The 14561-nt window shown below is 62.6% G+C and carries 14 protein-coding genes; 3 read left to right on the top strand and 11 right to left on the bottom strand.

The window, feature by feature from the left end; genetic code table 11:
• Position 1 precedes the first annotated feature (1 nt).
• Positions 2 to 811: a LuxR C-terminal-related transcriptional regulator gene (locus H7C86_RS11060; RefSeq protein WP_182261164.1), complete on the bottom strand. Its 810-nt coding sequence runs from the start codon at positions 809 to 811 to the stop codon at positions 2 to 4.
• A 178-nt stretch (positions 812 to 989) separates the two neighbouring features.
• Here H7C86_RS11060 and H7C86_RS11065 point away from each other — a divergent pair, with 178 nt between their 5' ends.
• The gene (locus H7C86_RS11065; protein ID WP_069145989.1) at positions 990 to 2612 is read left to right on the top strand and encodes an AMP-binding protein; all 1623 of its coding nucleotides are present in this window, start codon (positions 990 to 992) and stop codon (positions 2610 to 2612) included.
• A gap of 57 nt (positions 2613 to 2669) precedes the next feature.
• Here the strand turns inward: H7C86_RS11065 and H7C86_RS11070 are convergent, their stop codons facing one another.
• From H7C86_RS11070 to H7C86_RS11095, 6 genes are read right to left on the bottom strand one after another with little or no spacing between them, the layout of a single operon-like run.
• Positions 2670 to 3455, bottom strand: coding sequence for an ABC transporter permease (locus H7C86_RS11070; RefSeq protein WP_019747999.1), 786 nt, complete (start codon positions 3453 to 3455; stop codon positions 2670 to 2672).
• Positions 3430 to 4332 carry a 2-aminoethylphosphonate ABC transporter permease subunit gene (locus H7C86_RS11075; RefSeq protein ID WP_182261086.1) on the bottom strand — a complete coding sequence of 301 codons (903 nt, stop codon included), beginning with the start codon at positions 4330 to 4332 and terminating at the stop codon, positions 3430 to 3432. The genes H7C86_RS11070 and H7C86_RS11075 overlap by 26 nt, the downstream gene beginning before the upstream one ends.
• Positions 4329 to 5504, bottom strand: a complete 1176-nt coding sequence (locus tag H7C86_RS11080; protein WP_182261085.1) for an ABC transporter ATP-binding protein — start codon at positions 5502 to 5504, stop codon at positions 4329 to 4331. Before H7C86_RS11080 ends, H7C86_RS11075 begins: the two co-directional genes overlap by 4 nt.
• 2 nt (positions 5505 to 5506) lie before the next feature.
• A complete protein-coding gene (locus H7C86_RS11085) occupies positions 5507 to 6556 on the bottom strand; it encodes a 2-aminoethylphosphonate ABC transporter substrate-binding protein (protein ID WP_020969356.1) in 1050 nt (349 codons plus the stop codon).
• Between the two features lie 25 nt (positions 6557 to 6581).
• Positions 6582 to 7259 carry a phosphonatase-like hydrolase gene (locus tag H7C86_RS11090; RefSeq protein ID WP_069145991.1) on the bottom strand — a complete coding sequence of 226 codons (678 nt, stop codon included), beginning with the start codon at positions 7257 to 7259 and terminating at the stop codon, positions 6582 to 6584.
• 25 nt (positions 7260 to 7284) lie between these two features.
• Entirely contained in the window at positions 7285 to 8412 is a 1128-nt protein-coding gene (locus H7C86_RS11095; RefSeq protein ID WP_182261084.1) for a TIGR03364 family FAD-dependent oxidoreductase, read from the bottom strand.
• 96 nt (positions 8413 to 8508) lie between these two features.
• Between H7C86_RS11095 and H7C86_RS11100 the strand changes: the two genes are divergently transcribed.
• Both H7C86_RS11100 and H7C86_RS11105 read left to right on the top strand, forming a co-directional pair.
• Complete coding sequence (locus H7C86_RS11100) at positions 8509 to 9252, top strand: GntR family transcriptional regulator (RefSeq protein WP_182261083.1); 744 nt, start codon at positions 8509 to 8511, stop codon at positions 9250 to 9252.
• A gap of 102 nt (positions 9253 to 9354) precedes the next feature.
• On the top strand, positions 9355 to 10206 hold the full coding sequence (locus H7C86_RS11105) for an SDR family NAD(P)-dependent oxidoreductase (RefSeq protein WP_182261082.1): 852 nt from the start codon (positions 9355 to 9357) through the stop codon (positions 10204 to 10206).
• Between the two features lie 15 nt (positions 10207 to 10221).
• On the opposite strand, the gene H7C86_RS11110 is transcribed toward H7C86_RS11105, so the two are convergent.
• From H7C86_RS11110 to H7C86_RS11125, 4 genes are all read right to left on the bottom strand, one after another.
• Complete coding sequence (locus H7C86_RS11110) at positions 10222 to 11349, bottom strand: NAD(P)/FAD-dependent oxidoreductase (RefSeq protein ID WP_182261081.1); 1128 nt, start codon at positions 11347 to 11349, stop codon at positions 10222 to 10224.
• Between the two features lie 9 nt (positions 11350 to 11358).
• Complete coding sequence (locus H7C86_RS11115; RefSeq protein WP_182261080.1) at positions 11359 to 12045, bottom strand: TetR/AcrR family transcriptional regulator C-terminal domain-containing protein; 687 nt, start codon at positions 12043 to 12045, stop codon at positions 11359 to 11361.
• A gap of 296 nt (positions 12046 to 12341) precedes the next feature.
• Entirely contained in the window at positions 12342 to 13502 is a 1161-nt protein-coding gene (locus tag H7C86_RS11120) for a serine hydrolase (protein WP_019748010.1), read from the bottom strand.
• Between the two features lie 126 nt (positions 13503 to 13628).
• The gene (locus H7C86_RS11125; RefSeq protein ID WP_252858551.1) at positions 13629 to 14534 is read right to left on the bottom strand and encodes a hypothetical protein; all 906 of its coding nucleotides are present in this window, start codon (positions 14532 to 14534) and stop codon (positions 13629 to 13631) included.
• Between the last annotated feature and the right edge of the window lie 27 nt (positions 14535 to 14561).

Genomic DNA, 14561 nt, shown 5'->3' on the forward strand with positions numbered 1-14561 from the left:
CTCAGGGGAGCAGTCCCAACCTGCGAGCGGTAACCACGGCTTCGTGGCGTGAGCTCGCGTCCAGCTTTCCCATCGCGCTTCGCAGATAGCTCTTGACTGTTTCAGGTCGAAGGGAAAGCCGTTGGCCGGCTTCGATGTTGGTGCAGCCGAGTGCGACTTGCGAGAGAACATCCACTTCACGCGGGGTGAGCGCGACGTCGGATTCGGCGTCGGCGGTAGGCCGCAGCAGGTTGGCCAAACGCTGGGAAAGTCCGCGGAGCTTGGTCTGCAAGTCGGTGTCGGTCACGGTCTGGGCGACACTGCGTAGTTCGGCGTGGACTCCGCGGATCTCTTCCGAAGACATACCGTCGGCGGTGGTCGCGGCGGCGGCCTGAAGTAGTTGCAGGCGACGATCGACCTCGTCGCGGATGGCGAACTCCATCCCGAGACGCCGGGATGCGCTGACCATGACGTCTGCTGTGCGATCGCCGAGGGGAGCGGAATCACGGATCGCGGCGTAGAGGACAGCGCGCGATTTGCCGGACACCATGACCGGAACGGCGATGATCGAATGCAGGCCCTCGCTGAGAACAGGCCGGTCGAAATGATGAGTGATGGACTGCGAATTGCCGTAATCGTTGACGGTGATCGGTGAACCCTGGGCGACGACGCGTCCGCCCATGCCCGAGCGCGGCGGGATGGCCACGCCCTTGAGATTGTTGGTGCGGGTGCCGACGAATTCGCTCAGGTGCAGGGTTCCGTCCTGGACCTCGCCTCCGAACAGCACGGGAACAACGCCCTGAGCTGCAATTGTTCGGAGTTCACCTCGCATAGCGTCCCCGTCGCGGGGACGCAGAAGTGACGAAGCATGTCGATTCACGCAGGTACCCCTTTCTGGGGGTAGTGAAGTTCTCTTGTGAGCTAGATCATAGGGGGTGAACAGTACGTATGACGAGCCGCCAACGTAACCGGTCGGGCCAACCATACGACGATCGATAAGGAGCAAGTTGATGAGCACCGATCCCACCGCACGGGTGCGCGAGCTGCTGGACCAGTACGACACCCCGCATGCCAGCGCCGCAGAATTGCTCTGCGATCGGCATCCCGCGGATGGCGTTGCATTCACCGTCGTCGAGGCAGACCTTAGCTCGGTGGATCTCACTTACGGTCATCTACGTGAGCAGTCCGCGCGTTTCGCGGCAGCTCTGGCCGACCTCGGAGTCGAGCCGGGTGACAACGTCGCGACCTTGATGGGCAAGTCTGCGGACCTCGTGGTCGCACTCCTCGGAATCTGGCGCCGCGGCGCGGTCCACGTGCCCTTGTTCACGGCGTTCGCTTCGCCGGCCATCGCTTTCCGCTTGACGGCCAGTGGCGCGAAGGTGGTCATTTCCGACGCCAATCAGCTCGACAAGCTCGCGCCGGGTGAGGACATCCCCGCCAACGCAGCGTGGCAGGTCATCGTCGCGGGCGGCGCGACCGGTGACGAGTTGGACTTCGATGCACTTGTCGCAGCTCAGGATGCCGAAGACCCGAGGGGCGCTGCGCAGGCAGTCGGCGGCAACGCACCGATGGTGCAGTTGTTCACCAGTGGCACCACGGGAACACCCAAGGGCGTGCCGGTTCCGGTGCGCGCGCTCGCGTCATTCCACGCCTACCAGGAGTTCGGCCTCGACGTCCGTCAGGACGACGTGTTCTGGAACGCCGCAGACCCGGGCTGGGCGTACGGGCTGTACTACGCGTTGCTCGGTCCGCTTGCCGCCGGCACGCGAAGCATTCTGCTGCACGCCGGATTCTCCGCGCCGCTGACGTGGCAGATCATCGAGAAGTTCGGTGTCACCAATTTTGCCGCTGCTCCGACCGTGTACCGCAGTCTGCGTGCCGACAAGGCACCCGTTCCGGAAGGCATCTCGCTGCGCCGCGCGTCCTCGGCCGGTGAGCCCTTGACTCCGGATGTTGTTGCGTGGTCGAAGAACTCGTTGGGCGTCGAGGTTCGTGATCACTACGGCCAGACCGAGCACGGCATGTTCATCGTCAACGCCTGGGCCGACGGACTCCGCGAGGACGTCCGCCCCGGATCGATGGGTCGTCCGTTGCCGGGCTGGTCTGCCGCTGTGCTGGAAGACAATTCGGATGACATCGCACCGGCTCGCACTCAGGGGCGCGTGGCGATCGATACTCACAACAGCCCGTTGATGTGGTTCACCGGGTACGTCGATGCGCCGGAGAAGACGAAGCAGCGATTCAGCGAAGACGGTCGCTGGTACATCACCGGTGACGCCGGAATGACGGACGAGGACGGATTCTTCTTCTTCTCCTCGCGCGACGACGACGTCATCATCATGGCGGGCTACCGCATCGGTCCCTTCGACGTCGAGAGCGTGCTGGTCATGCACGAGCATGTCATCGAGGCGGCAGTGGTGGGCATGCCCGACGAGTTGCGCGGTGAGGTTCTCGAGGCGTTCGTCGTACTTCGCGAAGGTGTCGACGGCGACGACGAACTCGAGAAGGAACTGCAAACCCTGGTGAAGAAGAAGTTTGCAGCGCACGCGTACCCGCGCACAGTGCACTTTGTTCCGAACCTGCCCAAGACCCCGAGCGGCAAGGTTCAGCGGTACATCTTGCGGAAGGGATAAACCCCTTGCTGTGCGCCTTTATTAACCCCCGGCGGTTAATAAAGGCGCACAGCAAGGTCAGCGCCGACGGATTCTGCCGACCACCATGAGGGCGATCAGGGTAACTGCAAGCAGCAGTGTCGTATTTGCTGCGGCAAGAAATACCTGGCCGCGGTCGGTGAGTCCGAAGATGCTGACCGGCAAGGTCTTCCATGTCGCCGGGTAGACCATGACCGTTGCGCCCAGCTCACCCATCGACAGTGCGATGGAAAGCCCGGCGGCCGCACCCAACGCTGGGAGCAGCAGCGGTAGCGTCACCCGCGTCAGCACCCGCACTGGGCCGGCGCCGAGTGATTCGGCAGCTTGACGGTAGGCGGGATCGAGCCGTTCGAGCGCGGCCGATACGGAACTGAAGGCAAAGGCAAGCACCAAAACCGTGTGAGCGAGAATCACGATCCATTTGGTGCCGCCGAGCAGTAATGGGCGCTCGTTGAAAGTGATGAGCAGACCCAAGCCGATCGCGACCGACGGAACCGCAATCGGTAAATGGAATACGGCATCGGTGATGCGCCGCAGCCACATCGGTGCCTCACGAGAGGCCAGCGCGGCCCACGTTCCGACGATCAATGCCAGTGCTCCCGAGATGAATGCAGTCTGCAAACTGACGATCAGGCTGGCGAAGTTCTCGTCGGACAGCGCCGTGGAGAAGTTCTTGCCGCCGAGATTCGACGGAAGTGGACCGGTCCACGATCCGGCCAAGGCAGCCGCGACGACGGTGGCGATGGGCGCGACAAAAACCACCGCGACGACCAGGGTGAAGAATCCGAGTACGAGGGCCCTAGAGCTTCGTGTCCACAGCAGCACGGCTGCCTCCCATCAATCTGTTGAAGGTGAATCGGTAGAGGCAGTACAGGCCGAGTGAGAGTGCGACCTGGACCGTCGCGATCACTGCCGCGCCGGGCAAGTCGAAGGTGACAATGCCGCGGGTGTAGATGAGGACCGGAAGAGTTACGACGTCTTTTGCTCCGGTGAAGAGCACAATGCCGAATTCATTCAGTGTCATCAGAAGTACGAGCGATCCACCGCCCAGGAGGGCTGGCCACGCTTCCGGCATCACCACCTGCCGCAGAACTCGGACGGGTGACGCGCCGAGGCTGGCTGCAACGTCGAGCTGTTCACGCGGAATCTGGGTGAACGCGGCCAACAGTGGACGCACGACAAAGGGTGTGAAGAAGGTGATTTCGGCCGCGATGACTCCGAACGGAGTGTTCAGGAAATTCAGCGGGCCGCTCGCGTCGCCGGTGATGCTGATGATCAAGGCGTTGACGGCGCCGGCCGTGCCGTACAGAAACGTGAACGCCAGCGTGATCAGGAATGACGGCAGGGCGAGCACCGTGTCGATCAATCGCCCCACCACCTTGGATCCGGCGAACGGAACGAAGGCAAGCACCAAGGCGAGGAAGGTTCCCAGGATCAGGCACCCCAGGGTCGACGCCACGGCGATCTGGATGGTCCGCCAGAGTGCGGTCCTGAACAGTTCCGAACCGAGCACGGAGGACCACGTGGACAACCCGGTGCCGCTTCCGGTGCTCAGCGATTCCGTGAGGACACGCGCAGTGGGATAGACAGCAAACACGAGGACAAGAAGCAGTGGCGGTAGCGTCCACCCGATCCGGCGCCACGGGATGGGGTCTTTGTGCTGGGGCACAGCGGTTTCAGGGCGTTCCAAGGTAGTGGTCATGGGTGGCGATCCGCCGGAACCAGGACACTGCCGTCCGTGGGCAAGACGACGCCCACTTCGGTGTCGACCGGTCGTTCGTCGTGCCCTGGAACATCCACGTCGACGCGGACGTCGTCGAGGCCACGGACAGCCAGCGTCAGTCGCGTCGTGGAACCGCGCCAGACGCTCGAGACGATGCGCGCCGGGAATGATCCTCGTGCGCCGACGCCGGTTACGCCTACCGCGTGTGGACGAACACACAGGTAGGCGTCTATGTCGGACTCCCATTCGATGTGCCCGATCTCGGGCTGCGGGGCGTGAGCGGTGAACGGCGTGCCACCGATCGAGACCAGTGCGGAGGTGCCGATGACGCGTGTGACGGTGCAGGGCAGCAGGTTCGCACCCCCGAGGAAGGCCGCGGTGAAGCTGGACGGCGGGCGTTTCCACAAGGCCTCGGCGGTGTCGATGTCCGCGAGTCTGGCGTTGCGCATCACTGCGATTCGGTCTGCGAGCGCCAGGGCTTCACTCTGATCGTGCGTCACATAGAGCATGGCTGTGTCAGGTAGTGCGGCGCGCAGTCTCGCCAGTTCGCCGAGCATGCTCTCGCGAAGTTGCGCATCCAGGGCGGCCAGTGGTTCGTCGAGGAGGAGTACTCCAGGGCGAATTGCCAAGGCTCGGGCGATTGCGATTCGCTGCTGTTGACCGCCGGAAAGCTCACGGGGAAGGCGCTTTCCGTACGCCGACATCCCGACCATGTCGAGGGCTTCGGCTACGCGATGGCCGATCTCCGAGCGCGGAACGCGATGGGCTCGGAGTCCGAAGGCTACGTTCTCGGAAACTCGCATGTGCGGGAAAAGAGCGTACGACTGAACGACGACGCCGATACCGCGTTGTGCGGGAGGCAGATTGGTGACGTCTCGGGTGCCGAGCTTGACGGAACCGGACGTGGGGCGGACAAATCCCGCGAGGGCCTTCAGGGCGGTCGACTTGCCGGATCCACTGGGCCCCAGCAGTGCCACAGTTTCACCCGGTGCCACTCGCAGATTGAAATCGACGAGTGCATGGGTTGCGGTCTTCCCGCGGCCGTAGGCGACGTTGACGCGATCGAAGGTGATGGCCGGAGCGGAGTGTTCGATCGCTCCGTGAACACCGACGGTCTCGGGGAGCGTCCGCCCCAGTCTGGTTCTTGCCATGATCAGCTCCCGGTGGCTTTCTGGTAAGCGGCGATGTCGGCGTCGAGCGAGCTGAGGACGTCGTTCCAGTTCGGGGTCCACACGTTGACGCCCTGCAGAACTCCCGAAGGCGTGTTCTTGTCGGTCGATTCACCGGCACTGCTTCGGACGTCCTCGCGGACCGATACGCCGAGTGCATCGGTGGCGACGGTCTTCTGGGATTCTTCGGAGAGCAGGAACTCCATCAACTTCTTGGCTTGTTCGCTGCTCGGTGCGCTCTTGGCGAGGCCCATCACGTAGGGCAGTGCAATGGTGGTGCGAGTGCCGTCGGCTCCCGCGGGGAAGAAGATGTCGAACTTCGAGCCGTCGTCGGCGATGGAGGCGAGGTTCATCTGGACGTCACCGTTGGCGACCAGGAGTTCCCCGTTGCTGACCTTGGGCTGGAGCTTTCCGGTGGAGGACGAGGGACCGACGTTGTTGGCCTGGAGCTTTCCGAGGTAGTCGAGTGCGCCCTCCTTGCCCATCAGATGCTGGAGCAGCAACAACACCGCGGTACCGTCGCCGGCCTGGCCGGGCGTGGAGTACTGCAACTTGCCCTTGAACTGGTCAGTGAGCAGATCGTCCCAAGATTGTGGGGCGGGTGATGCAGTCGGATTGGCGATGAACGAGAGGTAATTCTCGACGACGGGTACGTATTTGCCGGCGTCGTCCTTCTCGTCTGCAGGAACGGCGGAGGTGTCGATTCCGCTGGGCTCGAGCAGACCTTGGGCGTCGGCCTTCTGGATGAATGGCGGCAGCGTGATGATCACGTCTGCCTGTGGGTTGGACTGTTCCTTCTCGACCCGCGAGACGACCTCGCCGGATCCGGCTTCCACGAGGTTGACGGCGATACCGGTCTGCGCGGTGAAGGCGTCGAATCTTCCCTTGTACCAACCGGACAGACCGTCGGCGCTGTAGACGGTGACGGTCTCGGTATCTGATCCGGCAGCAGTGCCGGTGCCACCGCAGGCGGTGGTGAACGAAAGGACGGACACGGCGAGAGCGGCCGCAGCGATGCTCGGGCGTAGACGCATGACGATTCCTTTTTCGGAGGTGAGATCAGGAGTGGGTGAGGAGTTCGGCGAACTCCGTTACGGACGTGACGATGTGGGTGGCTCCGGCGTCGCGAAGCTGTTGCTCGTCGTGTGCGCCGGTCAGAGTTCCGGCGACGATGGATGCGCCGGAGCGAATGCCGCTGAGCACGTCGTTGGACGTGTCGCCGAGTACGGCGATCTGGTGGACGTCGTCGATCGAAAGTTTGAGCAGGGCAGTCAGAATCAGGTCCGGGTACGGTCGACCGCGACCGGCCTCGGCGGGGGAGAGGGTGAGATCGGCGAGGGTTTCCCAGCCGAGTGCGACGAGGAGTTTGTCCTGCGTCGATCGGCTGAAACCGGTGGTCAAGGCAACTTTGATGCCGGCCTCGCGCAGTGTGGTGATCGCCTTCTCCGCGCCAGGGATCGGCTCGGCCAGGCCCTGGTCGATGAGGGAATCGTAAGTGGTTTCGAAGGCGGCGTTCGCGGCCTGGGCGCGGTCTTCGTCACCGAAGATCGCCCGGAACACGACGATCTTCGACTGGCCCATGGTGTCGAGGACGTACTGGCGAGCGGCGTCGGCTTCCGGGCCTTCGGCAGGCAGTCCGCCGGCTTCGGCAGCGGCGGCGAACGCGCGAAGAACCAGTCCGTCGTCGGCGACGGTGGTGCCGGCCATGTCGAGAACGGCAAGGGTGATGGGAGACATGAGAAGTCTTTCTTGTCGGAAGGATTCAGAGACCGAGCTGGTCGGCGGTTTGTTCCGCCAGTGCCGGGCCGAGCGTCATGCCGCGGCCACCGGGACCGGCAACCACCCAGACGTTGTCGGCGGCTTGTGCGCGGTGAACAAGTTGTGAGGGGTCGAGGCACTGGCTGTAGACGCCCGCCCATCGCTTGACGATGGGCGGAAGATCGCGACCCAGAAGTGTTTCCACCACTCCGGACAGATGGCGATAGGGCGCCTCGTCGACGTCGAAGTCGAAGGGCTCCTCGTATTCGTGGGTGTCACCGATGGTCAGACCGCCGTGCAAGCGCTGCACGCACAGGAGTTGCATGCGGTGCTCGTCGGCAGTCGGTTCCTGTGGCTGCACCGAGCGAAGGTGATCGAGGGCAGATCCGGCGAAACCGGGGTAGTAGCGGAAGCTGTCACCGTCAGCGATTGCGGTGGTGAGCTTTTCGCCGAGTGGGGCGGTCTGCATCATCTGCAGGCGCACACGTCGCAACGGGAGATCGCCGGCGAGATCGCGGGCCAATCCGCCGAGTGTTGCTCCGGGGCAGACGATCACGAGATCGGCGTCGAAGTTGCGACCGCGGTCGTCGCGGGTGTGTACGCCGGAGCTGTTCGTCGTGATCTCGCGGGCTTCCGTTCCGGCGTGGAAGGTGTAACGGCCGGTGGATTCGAGGTAAGAACGGATGGCGGGGAGCGCTTGCCGTGACTCGACAGCGGCGTCCAGGGTGCAGTGCAGTCCGCCGAGAAACTTGCCCCGGAGCGCGGGGTTGACGACGCGAACGGCGTCGGGATCGAGAAGTGCGAACCCTCGGTTGTCGGCGTCCGGCCGAGCGAATGCTTCCTGCGCGACCGCGACCTCCTCCTCGGTGCGCATGAGGGTGATGGAGCCGGCCGGGCGGTATCCGACGCCGGGGACACGGGCGGCAAGGTCCGCCCACAGCTCGCGCGAACGCAGCGCGGCTTCGAGTTCGTGCGGAGCGCGCCCGGATACCCAGACCAATCCGAAGTTCCGTACCGTTGCACCGCGGGCTTCGGGCTCGCGTTCGAGATGGATGACGTCGTGTCCCCGGCGGATTGCCTCGTCGGCGTGCGCCGTTCCGAGGATTCCTCCGCCCACAATCAAAATTCGCATGTAGAGATAGTGACGTTTGGTCTAGACCAATAGGGGGAATCGAGACGAACTCCAGGTTAACAATTGGTATAGACCGAATTCTTGTACGCTTGCGCCATGAATCAGCAGACGTCCACCGGGCCGGGGACCTCGAGCGTCGTGATCGAACCGGAGCTGAAGTACTACCGGGTGCGCACCGAGATCGAGACCATTCTCAGTGGGCTCGAGGAGGGCGACGCAGTCCCGTCCGAGCGGGAATTGGCGGCACGGTTCACTGTCGCTCGCGAGACGGTCCGTCAAGCGCTTCGTGATCTGCTTGTCGAAGGACGGATCGAGCGGCGGGGGCGGGGCACTGTCGTCGCGAGTCCGAAGTTGGTTCAGCCTCTCTCGATTCGTTCGTATACCGAAGGCGCGCTGAGTGCTGGGCGAGTGCCCAGTCGTAAGGTTGTGACGTTCGAACGAATGTCAGCCGACGACGGTCTCGCCACGGAGTTGGGTATCGAGTTGGGCGACAGCGTCGTTCATCTCGAGCGTGTCCTCTTCGCCGACGGTGAGAAGATCGGACTCGAGTCAACCTTCCTGCCGGACAGCAGGTTCGGTGAGATGCTCGACGCTTTCGATGCCACGACGTCGCTGTACGCGGCTATCCGTTCCATCGGCGTGGTCTTCGCCTCCGCAACCGAACGGATCGAGACGGTGCTCGCGTCACCGCGTGAGGCAACGCTCGTCGAGTCCACGACCTCGATGCCGATGCTTCTGCTGCACCGGACCTCCGTCGATCCGGAGGGTGTGCCGATCGAGCGGGTTCGCTCGCTTTACCGCGGCGACCGCATTGCCTTCTTGACGACTCTTCGCGAGTAGGAGGGGCGTCGAGGGGGTCTGCCGTAACCGGGAACGGTAGGCACTCCCAGGCCCGTGGAATCTGTTCTGTACTGGACTCCATCAAACGGGAGGACAGTGAACATGGGTGACAAGAAGGTCTGGTTCGTAACCGGCGCAGGCCGGGGCATGGGAGTCGACATTGCTCAGGCGGCTCTTGCCGGCGGGCACGCGGTGGTGGCAATGGGGCGTGATGCGGACCGTGTTTCTGCAGCGATCGGTGAGCATGACGACCTGTTGGTGATTGCCTTGGACATCACCGACGAACAAGCCGCATATGCTGCGGTGGACACGGCAGTTGCACGATTCGGTGGAATCGATGTGCTGGTGAACAACGCCGGAAACTTCTACGCCGAGTTCTTCGAGGTTGTCAGTCCGGCGCAACTTCGCGCTCAGATGGAGACCAACTTTTTCGGGCCGATCAATGTGACACGGGCGGTGTTGCCGGTGATGCGTAGGCAACGGAGTGGACATGTCGTGACTGTCAGTTCGCTTGCGGGCCTGGTTGGTCAGGAGTTTTGCGCAGCCTACGCCGCGTCGAAATTTGCGCTGGAGGGCTGGATGGAATCATTGCGATTCGACGTCGACCCGTACGGAATCGGGACGACGATCGTGGAGCCGGGATTCTTCCGGACCGAACTGCTTGTCGAGGGTGCGTCGTCGATCTGGCCTGAATTGTCGATAGACGACTACGGCGCTCGGACTGGGAAGACCGTCGAAGCGTGGAAGAGCATGAACGGTGCCCAGGGTGGGGATCCGGTGAAACTTGCCGCGGCACTTGTGGCACTTGTCGATTCGCCGCTACCCCCGCGTCGGTGGGTCGCCGGCGCCGATGCACTGTCCGTGGTCGAGCAGAAAGCCCACCAACTGCTCGATGAAGTCGAAGCCCACCGTGGTTTGTCTTCGTCGCTTGGCCCTCGAGGCATGACGACCTGATCCGAATTCGTCAGGTCACGGTTGTGAGTTGAACATGTCCAGGAGCCCCTGGGGTGCGTTCTCGCCGAAGCACACGTCCAGACCGTCAGCCGACTGTTGTGCCGATGCGGCGCTGCGTGGGAAGAGTCGTTCTTCGTAGGCAGCAAGTCCTTCCTCCGTGCCGCTATGTGACGCGATCGCCTGGCCGAGTTCGGCGCCGTCGAGCATTGCCAGGTTCGCGCCCTCTCCGGCAAACGGCGACATGACATGCGCTGCGTCCCCGAGCAGAGTGACCCCGGGAGTACGGCTCCAACTGTGCCCGATGGGAAGAGCATGGATGGGGCGAGGGGTCAGCGAGCTGTCCGCTTCGACGATCAGTGACCGCAGCGACTCGTCCCAGTCCGAGAAGTGTTCCAGCAGAATCTTCTTCGCAATATGATCGTCGGAGAAGTCGACACTCGCTGACCAGTTCTCGGGAACTCGCAGGGCGGCATAGATGTGCAGACTGTTGTCGGTCTCACGGTGGGCAAGGAAGCCCTTGTCGGCACTGAGCGCGAACATCATTCCGCCGCCGACTGTTTCAGCGGCCTTCGCGTGCTGGTTGTCGGCGTCGTGAAGGTCGAACTCCACGAAAGATACTCCGGTATAGGCAGGAGTGGCGTTTGAAACCAGTGGGCGAATTTTCGACCACGCGCCGTCGGCGCCGACCAGGAGATCGGTGGTGAAGTGGGTGCCATCCACGAGGTGGACTTCATGCCGACCGTCCGGCAACGGATGGGCACTGCGGACCTTTGCTCCCCAGCGGATTGTTTCTTTCGGAATTGAGCTGAGCAGTAGGTCACGCAGCTGGCCGCGGTCGATTTCCGGGCGGTCGCCGTCTCCGGTGTCCTGCTCGCTCAGGTGCACGACGGCATTTCGATCGAGGACGCGTGTCTCTTCGCCGCCTTGATGAACGAGTGCGCGGAACTCGTCGTAGAGGCCTGCGGCACGAAGCGCGATCTGGCCCGAATCTTCGTGGATGTCGAGCATCCCGCCTTGGGTCCGAGCTGTTGGTCCGGATTCGAAATCGAATACCGCCGAATCGATTCCGCGGAGATGGAGGACTCGGGCGAGGGTGAGGCCGCCGAGGCCGGCGCCGATGATTGCGATGGGATAGTGGTTCATGGTGGGTTCCTAAGAAGTGAGTGGGGTGTTCTCGATGCCCGTGATGAGCGTGCGGAATCCCCAGGAGAGACGCGCGGTGGGTTCACCGGCAAGTAGAGCTGTTGCATGGCCTGCGACGAGTGGGTGCGTCTGCGGGTTTGCGTTCCGGATTGCGTCGGTCAACGCGCTCCATTGGGCATCCGAGTCGGCGGAATTGTTCGGCGCCGAGTGTTCGGCAGCAGTGGACGTCGCGTACTGCAGCAGCAAGTCCACGCCCCACGCGGCTTGACCTGAAGGGACTTCGCCTTCGTCGAGCAATGCCAGCAGGCGCTCGAGCAGGCGTACGTAGTGAACTCCGCTGGGCCGGGAAATGAGAGCCGACTGGGCAAGGCCGGGATGATCGAACAGTATGGCCGTGTAGGACGTCAGCACCCGTTCGAGGCGCGCCTGCCAAGTGCCGGAGGAATTTTCGGCGAGGTCCACGACTCCGAGCAGTTCGTCCAGAACGGCGGCGTGCAATTCGGCGGTATTTTGAACGTACACGTACAGCGACGCCGGCCCGGTGTCGAGTTCGAGGGCGAGTCGACGCATGGTCAACTTCTGCAACCCCTCCGACCGCAAGATTTCCACCGCGGTACTGACGATGCCCTCGCGTGTCAGGGCGGGTTTGGCCGGACGATTGCGTCGGCTCGATGGACTTGCTGGCTGGTTGGGCATGTTTTCATCGTACACGAACATGTTCGTAACGAACATGTTCGTTGAGTCACGTGAAGATGTCACGAATCACATGCTGATGTTAATGGGCTACATGCCCGCACCGCCGGAGAGCATTGCGATCGTCAGCAGGATGCCGCCGACTATGCCCACGAGCGGGCTGTCGCTGTTGAGTAGCCAGTCGTTCAACGATCCCATGAGCGCCTCTTTCGGGTTTCGATCTGCCGACGGTCGAGCTTATCGACAGATCGAACCCGATATGTCACTTTTGTCTGAATTGTCGATCGGACCTGAGGTGATCAGCCGTAGACGTTGTCGGGGCTGATCAACTTGGTGATCGGTACCATCAACGCGCTGGTCAGATCAGTCTCGCCGTCGATGTCGGTGTTGATGAAGACAACCAGGGTGGTGTCCTTCTCGGGCAAGTAGACCGAGACTGTCTTGTAGCCGGGCAGGCTTCCGTTGTGACCGATCCAGCCACCGCTGTTGAACAATCCGAGACCGTAGCCGGAGCTGTCGTCCCCTTCGCTCAAGTTCACGGTTTGCAGGCGCTGCTTCTGAGTGTCGTCGGTGAGGAGATCGCCCTTGGCCAGCGCCGGAACCCAGATGCGCATGTCGTCCAACGACGAGATCATTGCACCCGCGGCGCCGCCCCACGACGGATTCCAGTCCGTCGCCGCGGTCACGGATTCGTCGAGCGTTTGGTTGGTGTAACCCTGTGCGTGTGGTGTCGGGAACGCGTTGGTCGTGGGAAAGCTGGTGTGCTCCATGCCGAGTGGTGTTGTGATCTTGGTGTCGATGACGTCCGACAGTTTTGAGCCGGAGACCTTTTCGATCACCATTCCCAGCAGAATAGTGTTGGTGTTCGAGTAGTCGACGGTGGTCCCTGGTCGAAGTTGGAGTGGGAGGTCCTTGACGTATCCGACGAGTTCCTCCGGTGTGAAAGTTCGGCGAGGATCCGAAAGATATTCCATCACAAACTGTTCAGACGTCGTGTAGTCCACGAGGCCGCTGCGCATCCCTGCCAGATGACGCAAGCTGATCGCATCACCTTCCATGACCCCGTCGACGTACTGGGAGATCGGATCGTCGAGACCGATCTTTCCCTCGTCGACCAATTGCAGCAGGGCGGTGACGGTAAATGTCTTGGTGACGCTACCGATCCGGTGGTAGAAGTCGGTCTCCATCGGTGCCTTGGTTGCAGTGTCGGCGACTCCTGCAACCTTCACATAGTTGCCGTCGGGTCCCCAAATGCCCACCATCGCACCGGGAATCCCCGTCGAATTCACCGCAGCGTCGATGATCGAATCGAGCTGGCCGGTGATGGCAGAGTCCATGACCTTGTCAGTGGTGGATGTGGGATTGTCTGTGGATTTGTCCGTGCTGCAGCTGATTACAGCGCCGGCAATGATGGCGCTGCACAGGCCGACAAGCATGATGCGTCTTGCTCCGGTTTTCATGAGTCGAACTCTGCCTGTCCGAGGGCACTCACACATCGACCCCGGGTACGGCAGACGCAGTCCCCAGGTACCTCCTCAACCGGTACCGGGGGACTACGGAACCCTGGCCTGAACCCTTGACTTGGGTCAGAGCCCGCCGTCGAAGAACGCCGCCAGCGCCGGTGCGGGGTCTGCCGCGGTGCCCATATTTGCTACGCCGACAACGATCAATCCCAGCGTGAACAGTGCAGTGAGAAGGCCTATCGACCCCGACATGAATCTCGTCCGCCTGTCGGATCGTGCCGTTCTCGCGAAGCGTGCCCACACGACCACAGTCACGGCCAGTGATATTGCTGCCGCGATCAGCGCGATCACCGCCATGGCCAAGTGATACCGCGCGAAGTCGCTGATCATCAGTTCGAGGGCGGGACTTTGCTGATTTCCGGTGCCCGTCGACTGAGCGAGCTGTTGTCGGACCTGCCCGACAGTTTCGGAGAGTGCCCCATCCGTCTGGGCCACGGGCAACATCGAGATCAGCGAAGAGAAGGGTGCGACAACACCTTGGACATTTGCCATCACGAGTACCGAAGAGAACAGCGCGAGGAGCGTGACCAGGCCTCCCGCCGAGACGAATGCGAGTTTCTTTCCAACCGTCAGAGGGCCGGCGTTCACGAACGACGCCTTGACCATGCGGCCGAGTGCGAGCAGAACCGTCAGCAGGATTACCGCAATCACAGCCTTGGCCACGTGGTAGCGCAGCCAGTAGTCGACAGCGGACTCCAAGCTCGGAGAGACGGCTTGGACACCGGAACTCCAGTATTCGACGAACGCGGCGCGGACCGTCTCGACGAGTTCCCCCTGGCCTGCGTACCCATCGCCCGGCCTACTCGTCAGCATGCCCGGGGCGAGAACGAAGGCAGCGGAGAAACCGGCGACCAACGCGATCAACGCGGCGATCTTGCGACCGGAGTGCTGCGTCGAGCGCGACGGCCCCGCAGTGTTGTGCCGTGGAGTGTTGTGCAGTGGGATTCCTCCAGCGTGATGAGCGATCATCTGGTCACCGTCCACAAGGTCATGTCA

The sequence above is a fragment of the Rhodococcus sp. UFZ-B548 genome (assembly GCF_903819475.1).
In the GTDB taxonomy this organism is placed as follows: domain Bacteria; phylum Actinomycetota; class Actinomycetes; order Mycobacteriales; family Mycobacteriaceae; genus Rhodococcus_F; species Rhodococcus_F erythropolis.

Excerpts from the sequence above, each read along its gene's own strand:
- H7C86_RS11060 (WP_182261164.1), bottom strand. The coding sequence starts at position 811 with ATGCGAGGTGAACTCCGAACAATTGCAGCTCAGGGCGTTGTTCCCGTG.
- H7C86_RS11065 (WP_069145989.1), top strand. The coding sequence starts at position 990 with ATGAGCACCGATCCCACCGCACGGGTGCGCGAGCTGCTGGACCAGTAC.
- H7C86_RS11075 (WP_182261086.1), bottom strand. The coding sequence starts at position 4,332 with ATGACCACTACCTTGGAACGCCCTGAAACCGCTGTGCCCCAGCACAAA.
- H7C86_RS11080 (WP_182261085.1), bottom strand. The coding sequence starts at position 5,504 with ATGGCAAGAACCAGACTGGGGCGGACGCTCCCCGAGACCGTCGGTGTT.
- H7C86_RS11085 (WP_020969356.1), bottom strand. The coding sequence starts at position 6,556 with ATGCGTCTACGCCCGAGCATCGCTGCGGCCGCTCTCGCCGTGTCCGTC.
- H7C86_RS11090 (WP_069145991.1), bottom strand. The coding sequence starts at position 7,259 with ATGTCTCCCATCACCCTTGCCGTTCTCGACATGGCCGGCACCACCGTC.
- H7C86_RS11095 (WP_182261084.1), bottom strand. The coding sequence starts at position 8,412 with ATGCGAATTTTGATTGTGGGCGGAGGAATCCTCGGAACGGCGCACGCC.
- H7C86_RS11100 (WP_182261083.1), top strand. The coding sequence starts at position 8,509 with ATGAATCAGCAGACGTCCACCGGGCCGGGGACCTCGAGCGTCGTGATC.
- H7C86_RS11105 (WP_182261082.1), top strand. The coding sequence starts at position 9,355 with ATGGGTGACAAGAAGGTCTGGTTCGTAACCGGCGCAGGCCGGGGCATG.
- H7C86_RS11110 (WP_182261081.1), bottom strand. The coding sequence starts at position 11,349 with ATGAACCACTATCCCATCGCAATCATCGGCGCCGGCCTCGGCGGCCTC.
- H7C86_RS11115 (WP_182261080.1), bottom strand. The coding sequence starts at position 12,045 with ATGCCCAACCAGCCAGCAAGTCCATCGAGCCGACGCAATCGTCCGGCC.
- H7C86_RS11120 (WP_019748010.1), bottom strand. The coding sequence starts at position 13,502 with ATGAAAACCGGAGCAAGACGCATCATGCTTGTCGGCCTGTGCAGCGCC.
- H7C86_RS11125 (WP_252858551.1), bottom strand. The coding sequence starts at position 14,534 with ATGATCGCTCATCACGCTGGAGGAATCCCACTGCACAACACTCCACGG.